Annotated in this window: 17 protein-coding genes; 7 read left to right on the top strand and 10 right to left on the bottom strand. The window is 58.4% G+C overall.

What is annotated here, in order from left to right:
* The first annotated feature begins 162 nt into the window (after nt 1-162).
* Nucleotides 163-1,089 carry a transaldolase gene (gene tal / locus ACRESJ_RS30305; RefSeq protein ID WP_431761179.1) on the top strand — a complete coding sequence of 309 codons (927 nt, stop codon included), beginning with the start codon at nt 163-165 and terminating at the stop codon, nt 1,087-1,089.
* Nucleotides 1,090-1,310: 221 nt separating this feature from the next.
* Here the strand turns inward: tal and rssC are convergent, their stop codons facing one another.
* The 3 genes from rssC to ACRESJ_RS30290 all read right to left on the bottom strand — a co-directional run bounded on the left by rssC (nt 1,311) and on the right by ACRESJ_RS30290 (nt 3,992).
* Complete coding sequence (gene rssC / locus ACRESJ_RS30300) at nt 1,311-1,793, bottom strand: anti-sigma factor antagonist RssC (protein ID WP_431761178.1); 483 nt, start codon at nt 1,791-1,793, stop codon at nt 1,311-1,313.
* Nucleotides 1,793-2,974 (bottom strand): two-component system response regulator RssB, encoded by a 1,182-nt coding sequence (gene rssB / locus ACRESJ_RS30295; protein WP_431761177.1) that lies wholly within the window; start codon nt 2,972-2,974, stop codon nt 1,793-1,795. The genes rssC and rssB overlap by 1 nt, the downstream gene beginning before the upstream one ends.
* Before the next feature lie 328 nt (nt 2,975-3,302).
* Entirely contained in the window at nt 3,303-3,992 is a 690-nt protein-coding gene (locus ACRESJ_RS30290; RefSeq protein WP_431761176.1) for an MlaA family lipoprotein, read from the bottom strand.
* 198 nt (nt 3,993-4,190) lie between these two features.
* Between ACRESJ_RS30290 and ACRESJ_RS30285 the strand changes: the two genes are divergently transcribed.
* Both ACRESJ_RS30285 and ACRESJ_RS30280 read left to right on the top strand, forming a co-directional pair.
* Nucleotides 4,191-4,823, top strand: a complete 633-nt coding sequence (locus ACRESJ_RS30285; protein WP_431761175.1) for an HAD family phosphatase — start codon at nt 4,191-4,193, stop codon at nt 4,821-4,823.
* Between the two features lie 109 nt (nt 4,824-4,932).
* On the top strand, nt 4,933-5,196 hold the full coding sequence (locus tag ACRESJ_RS30280; protein WP_431761174.1) for a DUF4404 family protein: 264 nt from the start codon (nt 4,933-4,935) through the stop codon (nt 5,194-5,196).
* 132 nt (nt 5,197-5,328) lie between these two features.
* On the opposite strand, the gene queF is transcribed toward ACRESJ_RS30280, so the two are convergent.
* Together queF and ACRESJ_RS30270 are read right to left on the bottom strand one after the other, a co-directional pair.
* Nucleotides 5,329-6,159 (bottom strand): NADPH-dependent 7-cyano-7-deazaguanine reductase QueF, encoded by an 831-nt coding sequence (gene queF / locus ACRESJ_RS30275; RefSeq protein ID WP_431761173.1) that lies wholly within the window; start codon nt 6,157-6,159, stop codon nt 5,329-5,331.
* Between the two features lie 61 nt (nt 6,160-6,220).
* Nucleotides 6,221-6,769 (bottom strand): cupredoxin domain-containing protein, encoded by a 549-nt coding sequence (locus tag ACRESJ_RS30270; protein ID WP_431761172.1) that lies wholly within the window; start codon nt 6,767-6,769, stop codon nt 6,221-6,223.
* A gap of 154 nt (nt 6,770-6,923) precedes the next feature.
* Here ACRESJ_RS30270 and ACRESJ_RS30265 point away from each other — a divergent pair, with 154 nt between their 5' ends.
* Together ACRESJ_RS30265 and ACRESJ_RS30260 are read left to right on the top strand one after the other, a co-directional pair.
* Nucleotides 6,924-7,604 (top strand): heavy metal response regulator transcription factor, encoded by a 681-nt coding sequence (locus tag ACRESJ_RS30265; protein ID WP_431761171.1) that lies wholly within the window; start codon nt 6,924-6,926, stop codon nt 7,602-7,604.
* Nucleotides 7,604-8,953, top strand: a complete 1,350-nt coding sequence (locus ACRESJ_RS30260; protein ID WP_431761170.1) for a heavy metal sensor histidine kinase — start codon at nt 7,604-7,606, stop codon at nt 8,951-8,953. Before ACRESJ_RS30265 ends, ACRESJ_RS30260 begins: the two co-directional genes overlap by 1 nt.
* A gap of 124 nt (nt 8,954-9,077) precedes the next feature.
* Here ACRESJ_RS30260 and ACRESJ_RS30255 read toward each other — a convergent pair whose 3' ends face one another.
* From ACRESJ_RS30255 to ACRESJ_RS30245, 3 genes are all read right to left on the bottom strand, one after another.
* Nucleotides 9,078-10,322: a lipoprotein-releasing ABC transporter permease subunit gene (locus tag ACRESJ_RS30255; protein ID WP_431761169.1), complete on the bottom strand. Its 1,245-nt coding sequence runs from the start codon at nt 10,320-10,322 to the stop codon at nt 9,078-9,080.
* 63 nt (nt 10,323-10,385) lie between these two features.
* Nucleotides 10,386-11,069 carry a lipoprotein-releasing ABC transporter ATP-binding protein LolD gene (lolD, locus tag ACRESJ_RS30250; protein WP_431761168.1) on the bottom strand — a complete coding sequence of 228 codons (684 nt, stop codon included), beginning with the start codon at nt 11,067-11,069 and terminating at the stop codon, nt 10,386-10,388.
* A gap of 7 nt (nt 11,070-11,076) precedes the next feature.
* Nucleotides 11,077-12,327: a lipoprotein-releasing ABC transporter permease subunit gene (locus ACRESJ_RS30245; protein WP_431761167.1), complete on the bottom strand. Its 1,251-nt coding sequence runs from the start codon at nt 12,325-12,327 to the stop codon at nt 11,077-11,079.
* Between the two features lie 94 nt (nt 12,328-12,421).
* On the opposite strand from ACRESJ_RS30245, the gene ACRESJ_RS30240 reads away from it, so the two are divergent.
* On the top strand, nt 12,422-13,003 hold the full coding sequence (locus ACRESJ_RS30240; protein WP_431761166.1) for a PilZ domain-containing protein: 582 nt from the start codon (nt 12,422-12,424) through the stop codon (nt 13,001-13,003).
* A gap of 14 nt (nt 13,004-13,017) precedes the next feature.
* The gene (locus tag ACRESJ_RS30235; protein ID WP_431761165.1) at nt 13,018-13,740 is read left to right on the top strand and encodes a glycerophosphodiester phosphodiesterase; all 723 of its coding nucleotides are present in this window, start codon (nt 13,018-13,020) and stop codon (nt 13,738-13,740) included.
* Nucleotides 13,741-13,782: 42 nt separating this feature from the next.
* Here the strand turns inward: ACRESJ_RS30235 and sthA are convergent, their stop codons facing one another.
* The gene (sthA, locus tag ACRESJ_RS30230; protein WP_431761164.1) at nt 13,783-15,177 is read right to left on the bottom strand and encodes a Si-specific NAD(P)(+) transhydrogenase; all 1,395 of its coding nucleotides are present in this window, start codon (nt 15,175-15,177) and stop codon (nt 13,783-13,785) included.
* Between the two features lie 207 nt (nt 15,178-15,384).
* Nucleotides 15,385-16,398, bottom strand: a complete 1,014-nt coding sequence (locus ACRESJ_RS30225) for an FAD:protein FMN transferase (RefSeq protein ID WP_431761163.1) — start codon at nt 16,396-16,398, stop codon at nt 15,385-15,387.
* Between the last annotated feature and the right edge of the window lie 120 nt (nt 16,399-16,518).

The raw sequence follows: 16,518 nt of genomic DNA, 5'->3' as shown, positions 1-16,518 counted from the left end.
ATTTGGCATCGTATTAATCGATACCGCGCACCGCACCACGCCCCGCCTTTCAAACATCTGTTTTCAGGTTGTTGCCGCCGGGGCGATCGATACGCCCCGATGCCCTTGAGTGGCTGTCAGCGCTCGGGTAATGTCAACAGACCCACAGGACAGAGCACTCCCATGACTTCCAAGCTGGAACAACTCAAGCAAATGACCACCGTGGTTGCCGACACCGGCGACTTCGAAGCGATCGCTCGCGTTAAGCCGGTAGACGCCACCACCAACCCTTCCCTTCTACTCAAGGCTGCGGCCATTCCCGCTTACGCCGAACTGTTGAACGCTTGCGTCAGCGACTGCAAGGGCGATGTGGGCCTGGCCAGCGACCGTTTTGGCGTCGCGGTAGGGCAAGAAATCCTCAAAGTGATCCCGGGGCGTATTTCCACAGAAGTGGATGCGCGCCTGTCGTTCGACACTGACGCTGTACTCAAGCGTGCGCACCGTCTGATCGAGCTGTACGAAAAGGCCGGCATTGGCCGCGATCGCGTGCTGATCAAGATCGCCTCTACCTGGGAAGGCATCCGCGCTGCCGAGATCCTGGAAAAGGAAGGCATCCAGACCAACCTGACCCTGCTGTTCTCCTTCGCTCAGGCGGCTGCCTGTGCCGACGCCGGAGTGTTCCTGATTTCGCCGTTCGTGGGCCGTATCTACGACTGGTACAAGAAAGCCACCGGCAACGAATACACCGGTGCGGATGATCCGGGTGTGCAGTCGGTAACGCGCATCTACAACTACTACAAAGCCAACGACTACAAAACCGTGGTGATGGGCGCCAGCTTCCGCAACCTGAGCCAGATCGAGCAACTGGCCGGTTGCGACCGTCTGACCATCAGCCCGGACCTGATCGACAAGCTGGCAGCGGATACCGGCAAGCTGGAGCGCAAACTGGCGCCGGGCCAAGCCGGTGAAGCGCGCCTGAACCTCAATGAAGCGCAGTTCCGCTGGCTGTCCAACGAGGACGCCATGGCGACCGAGAAACTGGCCGAAGGCATTCGCCAGTTTGCCCGCGACCAGGAAAAGCTTGAGTCGCTGCTGCAGGCAAAGCTTTGATCTGAGTGGGTGTAATGCAAAAAGGGCGAACCCTGGTGGGTTCGCCCTTTTTTGTGGCTGGCTGGTTTGGTCCTGTGGTGATTGGACGGACGCCTTCGCGGGCAAGCCCGCTCCCACTGGGGGTTTGTGGTGTGGCACAAATCGGATTACTAACGAAGGCCCCATGTGGGAGCGGGCTTGCTCGCGAAGGCGCCTGAACAGGCGCCGAATGACTCAGCGAATCAATGCCGCTCCAGCGCATTCACCAGGTCATGGAACGCCTCACGATTGGAGTCGTTCAAGCCCATGAGGATCTTGTGCGCTTCAAGCACCTTGATCCGTACCACCTCTTCGGACTGATCCTGGTCTGGCAGGTCATCCAGGCATTCCGGGCATGGCACAGGCTTGTCAACGATGTTGAACACCTGCTCGAAGCCCATGGACTGCAACAGACGGGTGATGTCTTCGTGGGTGGTGACGACCGTCGGCAGCAGGCCGACCTGTTGCCGCGACAGGATCGACAGCTTGGCCAAAAGGCCAAGGGTGGTGCTGTCGATGCTGCGGGTTTCGGTCAAATCGATCACGATCGCATTGAAATTCTTCGCTGTGAAGATTTTCTCAATAGTCGCATCCAACGCCGAACACAGGGTCAGGCGAACTTCACCGACGAACTTGAGGACGAAGGTGCCGTCCTGCTCGGCGAACTGGATTCTACCGGTACTCATTAAAGATTCCTGCTCAACACCAACAGGGCGATATCATCCGGCATCTCCCCTAGCGTGGCCAATCCAAAAACCTGCCGCAGACCATCCAGGCTGCCGCCCGCTGCCTTGACCCGTTGGGGCAACGCAGCTTCTTTTTCTTTGAGTGTGGGTTCTGGCAAAAGGTCCAGAATGCCATCAGACATCAGCGTCAGGCTGAACGTCGACGGCAATTCCATCACGTGGTCTTCGTAGGTGGCTTCGTTGAAGAGGCCCACCGGTAAACCACGCCCTTCCAGATAACGAACACTGTCGGGTGTGTACAACACTGGCAACGGCAAATGACCGCCGATGCTATAGGTCAACAAACCTGTCTCCTCGTCGATGACTCCACCGACCATTGTGACGTGTTTGCCCAGCTTACAACTGATCAGGCCCCGGTTGATATGACCAAGGACTTCTGAAGGCTTGAATTCTGGCAATGTGCCGCTGCGCTTGGATTCAAACAGCAAGCGCGTGGTCATGAATTTCAACAGCACAGTGACAAAGGCTGAAGAGGCGCCATGGCCGGAAACATCCGCCAGGTAGAACGCTACCCGGCGCTCGTCGACCCGGAAGTAATCGACGAAATCACCCGACAGGTACAACGACGGGATGATCTGGTGTGCAAACTTGAACTCGTCGATGGTCCAGGGGCTGACCGGCAGCATGTTCATCTGCACCTGGCGACCGGCGTTCTGGTCTTCCTGGAGCAGATTCAGGCTGGCAGCAAGCTCGCGGTTGGCCTTTTCCAGCTTCTCACGGTAACGCTGGTTCTCCAGCAGCAGGCGCGCTCGATCCAGGGCCCGACGCACCGAGTGCTCAAGCACAGCCAGATCTTCGAGAGGTTTGATCAGGTAGTCCGCCGCGCCCAGGCGCAGCGCCTCGACGGCATCATTCATTACGCCAGCACCCGACACCACGATCACCGGCGTTTGCGGCGAGAGTTCGGTCACCTGGCGAATGAGTTCGAGCCCGCCCATCTGCGGCATGCGCAAATCGCAGATAACCAAGTCGGGCTTGTCTTGCTCGAATACCTGAAGACCCTGCTGGCCATTGCTGGCCTGCAAGACGCTGAAACCACTGTCTTCCAAATAGGCGGCGAGGCTCGCGCGCACTACTTCGTCATCATCGATTATCAGCAGCGTGGCACTGGTTTTTGGCATGTGGGCAAACGGCGCCAGAATTAGGTTGGCGTAGCGGCTCGGATTGTGGCCCGGCTCTCACTACTGGATTCGCTTTCTAGCCTCTCTGTCGCACTGTTTTCGAGCACTAGCCCTACACACATGTACACCAGAGGTGCCCTTCTAAGGCGCAGACGGTACTCCCATCCGCGAGGCGTTTCAAGCTCACGACGATGGTCGCTTGACATCCAACCCTGTCAAATCACCGGTAGTTATAAGAACCGTTAAAACCGAAACTCAATGTAAGGACCGCAGGCCTCTAAAAATGAAAAAAGCGGCTCGATGGCCGCCTTTTTCTTATCGATAAAGATCAAAAATCGTCTTCTACCTGACCATCTTTCACCTTGAATTCACGGTTCTGCAGGTACGCGTTACGGATAAACGTGTACTTGTCGCCCGTGATCAACTTCTCGGACGACAGCAGGTTTGCACGGGTATCGACAATGTTCAGGCCGAAAATCGAATTACGTACCGGCACATCGTTGATGTAGGGATACGGGCCGGTATAACTGTCGACGAGCTTCGAAGGTGCATCACGCACGGTACTTGGCCCCAGGAGCGGCAGCATCACGTATGGACCGCTGCCGACACCCCAGTAACCGAGTGTTTGGCCGAAATCTTCATCGTTGCGTTGCAGGCCCATCTTGGTACCCACGTCGAAGAAGCCCAGCAGGCCGAACGTGGTGTTGAAAATCAAGCGCGCAGTGTCGACACCCGCCGCCGCAGGCTTGGCCTGCAAGATATTGTTGGCAAGGTTGGTCACTTCGCCGACGTTGCGGAACATGTTGTGGATGCCGTCTTCAAGGAACTGTGGCGTCACGAACTGGTACCCCTGGGCCAAAGGCTTCAGGGCATAGGTGTCGATCACGTCGTTGAATTCGTAGATTGGACGGTTAATGCTTTCCCAAGGATCGTCTTCCGAAGCTGCCTGGGCAACGAAAGGGACCAGCAACGTGCCGGCACACACACACAGCTGAGCTAAATGATTGCTCCAGCGCATAGAAAACTCCTTGGATTGTACCGTCGCCGGGAGCAAGACCCGACACAAAGGCCACTAGTATAAAACGTAAAGGTCACTTTAGGCAGCATCCCCCCAAGCGTGAGTTCAGGATTGATGTTGATTGTGATCGATTTACATCCGTGTCACTCAACTGTCACCGCCAGCGACTAGCCTCGAGGCTATTTCAGGGTAGTTAACATGCCGCACGCCGAAACCAAGCCTCAAACTGCGCCGAGCCTGACTGCCGTGCTGTTCGGCCTCAGTGGCTGCCTGGTGGATTTCGGTGCTCATACGCGCCGCAACGGCGCCCATGCAGCTGAGCACACCGAGGCCACCCCCGGTGCCCTCGACAGCCTGCATAGCTTGCAGCGCCAGCAAATACCTTGCGCCTGGCTCGATGAGCTGCCCCCGGCGCTCAGCCATTCCCTGGCTGTCGCGTTGCCGGAATGGATCAAGCCGTCTCACTCATCGCAACATTCTGTAGCAACAATTGATACCTGGCCGTCACCCAATGCGTGCTGGCAGGCGTTAATGGCACTAAACGTCGAACGATTGGAGGGCTGCGTACTGGTCAGTGGTGAACCACGCCTGCTGCAATCGGGGCTCAATGCCGGCCTGTGGACTATTGGACTGGCGTCCTGCGGCTCGCTTTGCGGCCTGTCGCCTGCGCAATGGCAGGCACTTTCCCAACAGGAACGGGACATCAAACGCAGCAAGGCAACGGTGCAACTGTTCGGCTTGGGCGTGCATTCGGTGATCGATCACCTCGGTGAACTCGATACCTGTCTGGCGGATATCAATCTACGTCGACTCAAGGGTGAAAAGCCCTGATCGAGATCATGCAGGTTGCGCGAGAGTGGATTAATCTAAAGGTCAGCCATTGACCTTTGGCGTACCGCCGCGGTCTATGCCAGTGCCAATCGAGAGAAGGAAGAACGCCATGTCTGCCCGCGAACTGCAAGAACAGCTCAATGCCCTGCGCGAGCAATTGGAACAGAATCCTCCACTGTCCGAAGCCGAGCGCGACAACCTGCATGAACTGATGCAACAGATCGAACTTCAGCTTGAGCTGGAAACCAAAACCCAGGATGCCAGCCTCGCCGATGGCGTTAACCTGGCTGTCGAACGCTTCGAACTTGAACACCCTACCCTTGCTGCAACTTTGCGCAACATCGGGCAAGCCTTGGGCAACATGGGCATCTGAATTCACAAATTCCTGTAGGAGCTGCCGCAGGCTGCGATCTTTTGATCTTGCCTTTTATAAGATCAAAAGATCGCAGCCTCGTTGCACTCGACAGCTCCTACACAGCTCCTACACAGCTCTCACATCAAATCTTTACTGGCGAACCAGACGATGGTTCGGCAACTGCACCTCTTCAGTACTGCGATACGGATTGATATCCAACCCGCCACGCCGCACGTAGCGCGCATAAACCGTCAGTTTCTCAGGCTTAAGCAAGCGCTGCAGGTCGAGAAAAATCCGCTCCACGCACTGCTCGTGGAAATCCGAGTGCTGGCGGAAGCTGACGATGTACTCCAGCAAACTCGCATGATCGAGCGCCGCGCCACGGTACTCCACCACTACGCTGCCCCAGTCCGGCTGACTGGTCACCGGGCAGTTGGATTTGAGCAAATGACTGTGCACGCTCTCTTCGACAATGCGCGACTCATCGCAACGCAGCAGCTCCGGACGTGGATGCTCGTAGTTGCTGACGCTGATATCCAGATCATCGATGCACACGCCAGGCAAAGCCACGACGCCGTCGGCCTCGACCTCTTTCAGACTGCGAATGCGCACGCCAACCGGTTTGCCGGCAGCGGCCGACAGATCTTTGGCCAGCGTTGATTCAAGGCTCGCGGTATCGGCAAACGGCGTCTGGTTCAACGAATTGAGGTAAAGCTTGAATGACTTCGATTCGATGATGTTCGGCGAATCTGCCGGGATGCTGAACTCGCCGATCGCCACCACAGGCTTGCCCGAAGGCAGGAGCCAGGACAATTCGAAGCAGTTCCAGAAGTCCACGCCCTTGTAAGGCAGGGTTTGTGCCGTCAGGCCCAACTCGGCCCACTTCGCGGTACGCGGGATCGGGAACAGCAGGGACGGCGTGTAAGTGGCGATGTATTCGCTGGACTTGCCCAGCGGCGAATGTTCGGCTGCGGGATGCATGGCGGAAACCTGACTGAATAATCAGCGGATTCTATCAGCCTTTGCTCCCGCCTTTGAGTGCTTACTGACTGACAGTCAATTTGCCGACCATGCCAGCCTGGTAATGACCGGGGATGTTGCAGGCAAATTCGAGATTGGCAGCCTTGCTGAAGGTCCAGGTCAGTTCAGCGGTTTTGCCCGGTTCCACCAGCACACTGTTTGGGTCGTCGTGTTTCATGCCGTTCTTCATGTCGTGCCCCATGGCGCCGTGATCCATACCGGCCATCGCGCCGTGGTCCATTTCCTTCATACCTGTAGGCGTCAGCATGCCGTGTTGCTGCATCTGCAACATTTCCTGCTGGTGCCTGGCGTGCATCGCAGCGTCACCGAGATTGAATTCGTGCAACAACTGGCCCTTGTTCACCAGTACGAAGCGCACCGTCTCACCCGCCTTGATGTCGATGGCCTTGGGGCTGAACGACATGTCGCCCATCACCACTTCAACACTGCGGGTCGCCTTGGCGGCTGGGGCCGGTTGACCAAAATCGAAAGTGTGCGCCGGTGACGCCCATACAGGCGAACTGAGCGTCAGCAAACACACGACTCGCACCAGGGTTTTGCGCAAAAACATAGTCATACTCCAACAAGATAAGGTTCAGCCTGTGGAAAACTCTAAACTGCGCTCACTGCCCGTAACCTGACAATCAGATTACAACTTTGTCAGGTTGGCCCGCACTGTCGGCGCCCGCGGTATAAAGCTTTTGTTCCATTGACCCGAGTCGCCCATGAAACTGCTGATCGTCGAAGACCAACCGAAAACCGGCCACTACCTTCGCCAGGGCCTGGCCGAAGCCGGTTTTAATACTGAACTGGTGGCCGACGGCAGTACCGGCCAGCAATTGGCATTGAGCGGTGAATACGCTTTGTTGATTCTCGACGTGATGCTGCCTGGGCGCGATGGCTGGCAGATTCTGCAAGCCGTGCGCAGTGCCGGCCTGGATACCCCGGTGCTGTTCCTGACCGCCAGGGATGCGGTGGAGGACCGGGTTCACGGGCTTGAATTGGGCGCCGACGATTACCTGGTCAAGCCCTTCGCCTTTTCCGAGCTGCTGGCCCGGGTACGCAGCCTGTTGCGCCGAGGCAGCGTGGCACCCCAGGAAACCAGCCTGCAACTGGCCGACCTGCGTCTGGACCTGATTCGCCGTCGAGTCGAACGCAACGGGCATCGCATCGACCTGACCGCCAAAGAGTTCGCCTTGTTGGAAATGCTCCTGCGCCGTCAGGGTGAAGTGCTGCCCAAATCACTGATCGCTTCCCAGGTCTGGGACATGAATTTCGACAGCGACACCAATGTCATCGAAGTCGCGATCCGTCGATTGCGCTTGAAGATCGACGATGAATTCCACAACAAACTTATCCACACCGTGCGCGGCATGGGCTACGTCCTCGAAGAGCGCGGCGCCTGATGCAACGGCTTTCCTTGAGCAGCCGTCTGGCGCTGCTGTTTGCGGCGTGCACGGCCGTGGTATCGCTGTTCGCCGGGGTACTGTTCAGCCGCGCCAGCGAGGCGCACTTCATCGAGTTGGACCAGCAATTGCTGGAGAGTAAGCTGATTGGCCTGCGTCGGGCGCTGCACGATGTTCAATCGAGCGACAGTGAAGTCAGACTGAACGATGAATTGAGCAGACAGGCCGACCTGTCGCTGCGCATCCGCGGCAGCGATGGCAAACGCTGGTATGACAGTTCGGCGAATCTGCCGGAAACACTACCGCAGAAAGCGGGATTGTCGACGATCAACAACGCGGGCACCGATTACCGTGTGCTCAATGCGCCGCTGATTCCCGATCAGGCCGACTCCCCACAATTGACCCTGTTGCTGGACATCACCCACCACCAACACTTCCTGCAACGCATGCAGCGCCTGATCTGGCTGACTGTCGGCCTGTCGGCCCTGGCCACTGCGTTGCTCGGCGCCTGGGCAGCGCGCAGCGGCTTGCGGCCATTGCGACACATCAGCGCCGTTGCCAAGGGTGTTTCGGCACATTCACTCAATGCCCGCCTTCCCGAAGAAAACATGCCGCCGGAAGTGGCGGAAATGGCCCGCCACTTCAACGCCATGCTTGGACGCCTCGACGACTCCTTTCAGCAACTGTCCGCGTTCTCTGCCGACATCGCCCATGAACTGCGCACGCCCCTATCGAACCTGCTGACCCACACTCAGGTCACCCTGACCCGACCGCGGCCCATCGAGGATTATCGGGAGGCACTGCATAGCAATCTCGAAGAACTGCAATGGATGGCGCAACTGGTCAACGACATGCTGTACCTGGCCAAGGCCGATCACGGCCTGTTGATGCCCCGGCGCGAACCACTGGACCTGGCGCTAGAGACGGATGTGTTGCTGGAGTTTTTTGCGCCCCTGGCTGAGGACGCTGGTGTAAAGCTCAGCCGTGATGGCAGCGCCCGTATCGAAGGTGATCGCAGCATGTTGCGACGGGCGCTTTCCAATTTACTGGACAACGCTCTGCGTTTTACGCCGGCCGATGGCGAGATTCAGGTGCGCATCGTCGATCAGCCCAAAGGCTTGAGCCTGACTGTCGCAAACAGTGGTGAAGGGATTTCCGAAGACTTGCTTACGCGCCTGTTTGACCGTTTTTACCGGGCGGACCCGGCGCGTCATGAAGGCAGCAGTGAGCATGCTGGGTTGGGATTGGCGATTACCCGGTCGATCATCCGCGCCCACGGCGGGCGGATTCATTGCGAATCGGACAATGGATGGACGCGGTTTGTGATTGAGTTACCAAGAGGGGATTGAGGCTAGCAGGTCCGGCCCCATCGCTGGCAAGCCAGCTCCCACAGGTTTTGTGGTTGAACACGAAATTTGTGAACGACACAAAACACTGTGGGAGCGGGCTTGCCCGCGATAGCGGTATCAGCGCTTACGAATACCGCAACGCATGCGCCGGCTCGATCTTCGCCGCCCGCCACGCCGGATAAATCGTGGCCAGGAAGCTCATGACAAACCCCGCCGTGCAGATCAACGCAACATCCGCACCTTGCAGCTCAGAGGGCAAGTTGCTGACGAAATACACATCGGAACTGAAGATGTGCTGGCCGCTGACGCGTTCGATCCAGCCCACCATTTCACTGACGTTCAGCGCCGCGATCACGCCGAGAATGCCACCGATCAGGGTGCCGACAATCCCGATCACCGTGCCCTGAACCATGAAGATCGCCATGATCTGCCGAGGCGTGGCGCCAATGGTGCGCAGGATCGCGATGTCCGCGCCCTTGTCGTTCACCACCATAATCAAGGTCGCGATGATATTGAACGCCGCCACGGCGACGATCATCAGCAACAGCAGGCCGATCATGGTTTTTTCCATCTTCATCGCGCTAAACAGACTGCCCTGGGTGTGGGTCCAGTCATCCGCCCTGTAAGCAGTACCCAGCCCTGTGGCAATGTCACTCGACACTTGGGGAGCAGCGTACAAGTCCTTCACCGCCAGGCGCACGCTCTGCACCTGATTCGGTTCCCAGTGCTGCATCTGCGCGGCGTCGGCAACGTGGATCAGCGCCATCGAGCCGTCGAGTTCGGCGCCAACCTTGAATACACCGACCACGTTCAAGCGCTGCATGCGCGGGGTAATCCCGCCCGGCGCGGTGCTCACTTCCGGCACGATCAGGGTGATCTTGTCGCCGACGTTCAGGCGGAAGCGCCGCGCAGTGATTTCACCGATCACCACGCCAAACTCACCCGGCTTCAAGGCATCCAGACGCCCCTGAACAATGTGCTTGGCGACAATCGACACCTGCCCTTCCAGCGCCGGATCAACGCCACTGACCTGGATCGGCTGCATCGTGCCCTTGTAAGACAGCATGCCTTCCAACTCGGTGAACGGCACCGCCGCCGTCACTTCAGGATTTTTCATGGCGGCTGCCGCGACAGGCTGCCAATCGTCGATAGGATTGACGCCGACGATGGTCGCGTGCGGCACCATGCCGAGGATGCGCGAACTCATTTCGCGCTGGAAGCCGTTCATCACCGAAAGAACAACGATCATCGCCAGCACGCCCAGGGCGAGGCCGATCATCGAGGTCATCGAGATGAAGGAAACGAAGCGATTGCGGCGCTTGGCGCGGGTGTAGCGCGTGCCGATAAAGATCGATAACGGTCTGAACATTCGCTGGGGCACCGTATAAAAATAAAAGACCCGACGCCTTTTCAAACGCCGGGTTTCAATCCGTTAGATGGGAGTCAGGCAACCTTCCTGCAAATGCAGGACGCGGTCCATCTGGCGGGCCAGGTTCATGTCGTGGGTCACTACCAGGAACGCTGTGCGCATCGAGGTGCTAAGTTCCAGCATCAAGTCCTGAATGCCTTGGGCGGTATGGGAGTCGAGGTTGCCGGTCGGCTCATCGAGCATCACCAGGCCTGGGTTGTTCACCAGGGCACGGGCAATGGCCACGCGCTGGCGTTCGCCACCGGACAGTTCTGCCGGCTTGTGCTCCAGGCGATGCCCCAGCCCTACACGCTCCAGCAGTGCCGTGGCACGTTTGCGCGCTTCTGGAATGGCAGTCTTGCCGATCAGCAGAGGCATGCAGACGTTTTCCAGCGCGGTGAACTCGGGCAGCAAGTGGTGGAACTGATACACAAAGCCCAGCGCACGGTTGCGCAGCAGGCCGCGTTTCTTCTCGCTCAGGGCCGAAAGTTCTTCACCATCGAGCCAGACGCTGCCCTTGGACGGCGTATCAAGGCCGCCAAGCAAGTTAAGCAAGGTACTCTTGCCCGAACCCGATTTACCGATAATCGCCACGCGCTCGCCCGGATGCAGTTCCAGCTGCAAACCGGCCAGCACCTGCACCGACTCCGGACCTTCCTCATAGGATTTGCCCAGGCTGCGGCAGCTCAAGATTGCTTTATCACTCATGCCCGACTCACTCATAACGTAACGCCTCCGCAGGCTGGGTACGCGCGGCACGCCAAGCTGGATACAGGGTGGCGAGGAAACTCAGGATCAACGCCGCGGAGCAGACCATCACCACGTCCTGGCTCTGCACCTGCGACGGCAGGTAATCGATGAAATACACGTCGGCGTTGAGGAATTTGTGCCCGATCAGGCCTTCGAGCGCCGAGATCGCGGCGCTGACGTTCAACGCGGCGAAGATTCCGACGACCGCGCCGATCGCTGTGCCGACGACGCCGATCACCGTGCCTTGGACCATGAACGTGCGCATGATCGTGCCTGGCGTCGCGCCAAGGGTACGCAAGATGGCGATGTCGCTCTTTTTGTCGTTCACCACCATCACCAGCGTGGAAATGATGTTGAACGCGGCGACAGCGACGATCAGCAGCAACAGCAGGCCGATCATGGCTTTCTCCATGCGGATTGCCTGATACAGGTTGCCGTGGGTGCGAGTCCAGTCGCGAGCGTAGTAGCGATCCTCGCCCAGCTCCCGGGCGATGCTCCACGCGGTACGTGGTGCCTGGAACAGATCATCGAACTTCAGGCGAATACCCTGGACCTGATCCGGCTTCCAGCGATGCAGCCGCGCCAGATCCTGAAGGTTGGTGATACCCAGGTAGCCATCGAGCTCGCCCGCGCCGACGTGGAAGATGCCCACCACGGTAAAGCGTTTCATGCGCGGGAACATACCGGCCGGTGTCACGGTGACTTCCGGCGCCACGAAGGTCAGCTTGTCGCCAATTGCCGCCCCCAGTTTGGCGGCGGCCTTGTCGCCGATGACGATGCCGAACTCGCCGGGAACCAGGTCGTCGAGTTTGCCCTGCTTCATGAAGTTATCAATGATCGACACCTGTCGCTCCAGTGTCGGGTCGATGGCATTGAGCAGGACTTTGGAGACCTTGCCGTTATTGGTCAGCAAACCCTGCATTTGCGTGAACGGCGCCACGGCCGTCACCTGTGGGTTCTGCTTGACCTTGGTGGCCAGGCCTTGCCAATCGCTGATGGCTTCACCGGATTCGATGGTCGCGTGAGGCACCATGCCCAGCACGCGGGTGCGCATCTCATGATCGAAGCCGTTCATGACCGACAGGACTACAATCATCACAACCACGCCAAGGGCGAGCCCGATCATCGAAGTCAGGGAAATGAAGGACACAAAATGATTGCGACGCTTTGCACGGGTGTAACGCGTGCCGATAAATACGAAGAGAGGTCTGAACATGTCGGGGCTTGTTCGGAGGGAAAAGGAACGTCCTTGTGGCGGGGGTCGATAACCAGCTTTACACTCAGACCACCGCCGCTACCATGGGTTCGCCATGTCGACATTAGATGAAGAAGATCGCCGCGAATACTACCGTATCGATGACACGATCGCACTGGAAATTCGGCCCCTGTCCGCTACCGAAGCCACAGGCCAGGAAGTGTTGCAGGATGCTTCCCCGCTCTTCAACCTGCTCAGCGAACTGCACCTGAGTGAATTCGAGTCGCAACACCTGTTGCGCCAGATCAGCGAGCGCGACCGCACCACCGCCGCGTTTCTGAAATCACAGAACAAGCGCATCGATTTGCTGAGCCAGGTAATCGCCATCACCGTTCTCGGACAAATCGGCGAGCCGCAGCCGGTGATCATCTCCGAAGGTGGCATCGACTTTCAGCACCCTGCCCCGTTCGACGTCAATGCGCGCCTGTCGGTCAAACTGGTATTGATGCCCCAGGCCCTTGGCCTTTTGCTGCGTGCTCGCGTCACCCATTGCGACCGCAAGGGCGAAGGTTTTGACGTCGGCACCGAGTTCGAACACCTGACCGATGGCCAGCGGCAACTCTTGGCTCGCCATATCTTGCAAAAGCAGGCTCAGGAACGACGACTGGCCCGCGAACAACTCGAATCAGGCAACTAATTTAAGGAAGAACCGTGACCCTCATCTACGGCCATCGCGGCGCCAAGGGCGAAGCACCGGAAAATACCCTGACCAGCTTTCAGGAATGCCTCAAGCACGGCGTTCGCCGCTGCGAACTGGACCTGCACCTGTCCATGGACGGCGAGCTGATGGTCATCCACGACCCGACGCTTAAGCGCACCACTGACCGCCGCGGCAAAGTGGTGGAACACACCGCAGCGGAGCTGGTGACCATCGATGCCCGCAAGGGCGGCCCGGGCTGGATCAAACCCTGTCCGATTCCGACGCTGGAACAGCTTTTCGAGAAATGCGATTTCGAGCACTGGCAACTGGAAGTCAAAAGCGCCTCACGCACCCGCGCGGCGACCACCGTGCTGGCGATCCGCGAAATGGCGCAACGCCATGGCTTGCTGGACAAGGTGACGATCACCTCGAGTTCGCGCGAAGTGCTCAAGGCAGCGCTGGACCTGGTGCCGGACGTTTCCCGAGGCCTGGTAGCCGAATACGCCTGGCTCGACCCATTGAAGGTCGCGGCAAGCTATGGCTGTGAGATTCTGGCGCTGAACTGGACCCTGTGCACGCCGGAACGCCTGCAGAAGGCGCAGCGTCAGGGGCTGCATGTTTCGGTGTGGACCGTCAACGAGCCTGCGCTGATGCGCAGACTCGCCGACTTCGGCGTTGACAGCCTGATTACAGACTTTCCCGGTTTGGCCACCGCCACGCTCGAGAATTGCTGAAATTGGTCTCCCCGGCCGGCTCAGGCCACCGGCCGGAGCCGCTCAAAAAAGCCGGTTGAGACCGTCGTACGCCGCCACCCGATAGGCTTCGGCCATGGTCGGGTAGTTGAAGGTGGTGTTGACGAAATACTTCAACGTGTTCAACTCGCCCGGCTGGTTCATGATCGCCTGACCGATGTGCACGATCTCCGACGCCTGATAGCCGAAGCAGTGCACGCCCAGCACCTCCAGGGTTTCACGGTGGAACAGGATCTTGAGCATGCCTTGCGGTTCGCCGGCGATCTGCGCACGCGCCATGCCCTTGAAGAACGCCTTGCCCACTTCGTATGGCACTTTGGCCTGGGTCAGTTCCTGCTCGTTCTTGCCGATCGAGCTGATCTCGGGAATGGTGTAGATCCCGGTCGGCACGTCGTTGACGAAGCGCCAGCTGCCGTTATCGACGATGCTGCCAGCGGCCGAACGGCCCTGGTCATGGGCAGCACTGGCCAGGCTTGGCCAGCCAATCACATCACCCGCGCCATAAATGTTCTGGATGCCGGTGCGGTAGTTTTCATCGACTTCGATCTGGCCACGGCTGTTGACCTTCACGCCAATGTTTTCCAGCCCCAACTGATCGGTGTTGCCGGTACGGCCGTTGCACCAGAGCAAGGCGTCGGCCTTGATCTTCTTGCCGGACTTGAGGTGCAGGATCACGCCGTTGTCCACGCCTTCGACGCGGTCGTAATCTTCGTTGTGGCGAACCGTGATGTTGTTGTTGCTGAAGTGATAACTCAGGGCTTGGGAAATTTCCGAGTCAAGGAAGCTCAGCAATTGACCACGGTTGTCCACCAACTCCACCAGCACACCCAAGCCACTGAAGATCGAAGCGTATTCGCAACCGATCACGCCAGCGCCGTAAACGATGAGTTTGCGCGGGGTGTGACCGAGGCTCAGGATGGTATCGCTATCGTAGATACGCGGATGATGGAAATCGATGTCCGCCGGGCGATACGGGCGCGAACCGGTGGCGATGATGATGTGCTTGGCCACCAGCTTTTCGACCACGCCATTGGCGCAAACCACTTCAATGGTTTGCTCGTCGGCGAAACTGCCGGTGCCGAAGAACACATCGACGCGGTTACGGGCGTAGTAGCCGGTGCGCGAAGCGACTTGTTTGGAGATGACTTTCTCGGCGCTTTTCAGTACGTCCGGGAACGAAAACCAGCGCGGCTCACCAATGGCCCGGAACATCGGGTTGGTGTTGAACTGCATGATCTGACGGACCGAGTGACGCAGTGCCTTGGAAGGGATGGTGCCCAAGTGAGTGCAGTTGCCGCCGACCTGGCGACGGCTATCGACCATCGCCACCTTGCGCCCTGCTTTGGCGGCGTTCATTGCCGCGCCTTCTCCTGCCGGGCCGGAACCCAACACCACCACGTCGTAGTTGTAGACAGCCATGCGTACTCCTCAGAACAGGCCGTGGCGCCAGCGGCACCTGCGGCTAAATCACGCCAATCTGTGGCATGAAGGAACAATTTGGGGTCAGTGCAGAACCCGGACACAGTCTATAGAAGCGTCAACGCCGCGCACATTAACCCTTGGTCGCGTCGTAGGCTACTTTTGCCTGCACTACAACGCCAGTTTTCAATGTTTGAATCACCGCAATCATTGGTTTTTTCCACCACTGAGGCGTTCGAAAGCGTGACTGGTGCGTGTGACGAAACCTGTATCGGCACGAATCACAAAAAATGCGCCAATATCGTGTTTTTCTGCGAAGTCCCAACCGCGCTCCGGGCCAAGGATCAACAATAGCGTCGACAGGCCATCGGCCATTAACGCAGAAGGATGAATGACCGTAACGGACGCCAGCGCATGTGCGACCGGGGCTCCGGTTCGGGCATCGAAGGTGTGGGAATAACGCCGACCATCCTGCTCGAAATAGTTACGGTAGTCGCCGGAGGTGGAAACACCATAGCCGTCGACTGTGATGATGCGTTCGGCGACCTGTTGATCGTCACGGGGCTCTTCCAGCGCGATGCGCCATGGTGAGCCGTCAGGCTTCTTGCCCGCCGCCTTGAGCTCGCCGGTGGCTTCGGCCAGGTAATTGTGAATGCCGAGCGCTTCGAGCCGTGCTGCGATCACGTCGACTGCGTAGCCAGCGGCGATGCTGTTGAAGTCGACTTCAACGGCGGCGTCCTTGCATAGCTGGTCATCGACGATGCGCAGATGTGCGTGACCAACACGCTGTCGGACTTCGGCAAGCGCATCAGCAGTCGGGACTATTTCTTCGCGAGCCTGAGGGCCGAACCCCCAAAGATTGAGCAGCGGCTCCACCGTCAGATCGTAGGAGCCTTCGCTCTGCACTGACAGCTGCTCGCCGACGCGGACCAGTTCGAGAATGGGCGCGGGCATTTTCTGACAACTGTTGGCGGGCAGCGCATTGAAGCGTTCGATATCGGAGTCGCTGCGATAGGTCGACATTTGTTGATCGACTTGCGCGAGGATTTTTTCGACTTCAGCCTGAACCACTGCCGGCTTGGGCAGGTCGGCGTGACGCACATACTTGATTGAATAGGTACTGCCCATGGTCGGGCCGCTGAAGCTTTCCAAGGCATCGTCGCCATTGCCACAGCCGGACAACACCAACACCAGGAAAATACCCCACTGCCTGATCAACAAATCCTGATTCCCCCGCAACCCTTTGACACACCGTCAGAGGCGGCCATTATGCGATAGAACTGTGGGAGCGGGCTTGCTCGCGAATGCGTTGGGTCAGTCAAAATTGATGTCGACTGACAC

Source organism: Pseudomonas sp. (assembly GCF_050739655.1).
In the GTDB taxonomy this organism is placed as follows: Bacteria; Pseudomonadota; Gammaproteobacteria; order Pseudomonadales; family Pseudomonadaceae; genus Aquipseudomonas.
Note: the sequence above shows the minus strand (reverse complement) of the source record. Positions and strands in the feature narration are given on the sequence as shown.

Excerpts from the sequence above, each read along its gene's own strand:
- tal (WP_431761179.1), top strand. The coding sequence starts at position 163 with ATGACTTCCAAGCTGGAACAACTCAAGCAAATGACCACCGTGGTTGCC.
- rssC (WP_431761178.1), bottom strand. The coding sequence starts at position 1,793 with ATGAGTACCGGTAGAATCCAGTTCGCCGAGCAGGACGGCACCTTCGTC.
- rssB (WP_431761177.1), bottom strand. The coding sequence starts at position 2,974 with ATGCCAAAAACCAGTGCCACGCTGCTGATAATCGATGATGACGAAGTA.
- ACRESJ_RS30290 (WP_431761176.1), bottom strand. The coding sequence starts at position 3,992 with ATGCGCTGGAGCAATCATTTAGCTCAGCTGTGTGTGTGTGCCGGCACG.
- ACRESJ_RS30285 (WP_431761175.1), top strand. The coding sequence starts at position 4,191 with ATGCCGCACGCCGAAACCAAGCCTCAAACTGCGCCGAGCCTGACTGCC.
- ACRESJ_RS30280 (WP_431761174.1), top strand. The coding sequence starts at position 4,933 with ATGTCTGCCCGCGAACTGCAAGAACAGCTCAATGCCCTGCGCGAGCAA.
- queF (WP_431761173.1), bottom strand. The coding sequence starts at position 6,159 with ATGCATCCCGCAGCCGAACATTCGCCGCTGGGCAAGTCCAGCGAATAC.
- ACRESJ_RS30270 (WP_431761172.1), bottom strand. The coding sequence starts at position 6,769 with ATGTTTTTGCGCAAAACCCTGGTGCGAGTCGTGTGTTTGCTGACGCTC.
- ACRESJ_RS30265 (WP_431761171.1), top strand. The coding sequence starts at position 6,924 with ATGAAACTGCTGATCGTCGAAGACCAACCGAAAACCGGCCACTACCTT.
- ACRESJ_RS30260 (WP_431761170.1), top strand. The coding sequence starts at position 7,604 with ATGCAACGGCTTTCCTTGAGCAGCCGTCTGGCGCTGCTGTTTGCGGCG.
- ACRESJ_RS30255 (WP_431761169.1), bottom strand. The coding sequence starts at position 10,322 with ATGTTCAGACCGTTATCGATCTTTATCGGCACGCGCTACACCCGCGCC.
- lolD (WP_431761168.1), bottom strand. The coding sequence starts at position 11,069 with ATGAGTGATAAAGCAATCTTGAGCTGCCGCAGCCTGGGCAAATCCTAT.
- ACRESJ_RS30245 (WP_431761167.1), bottom strand. The coding sequence starts at position 12,327 with ATGTTCAGACCTCTCTTCGTATTTATCGGCACGCGTTACACCCGTGCA.
- ACRESJ_RS30240 (WP_431761166.1), top strand. The coding sequence starts at position 12,422 with ATGTCGACATTAGATGAAGAAGATCGCCGCGAATACTACCGTATCGAT.
- sthA (WP_431761164.1), bottom strand. The coding sequence starts at position 15,177 with ATGGCTGTCTACAACTACGACGTGGTGGTGTTGGGTTCCGGCCCGGCA.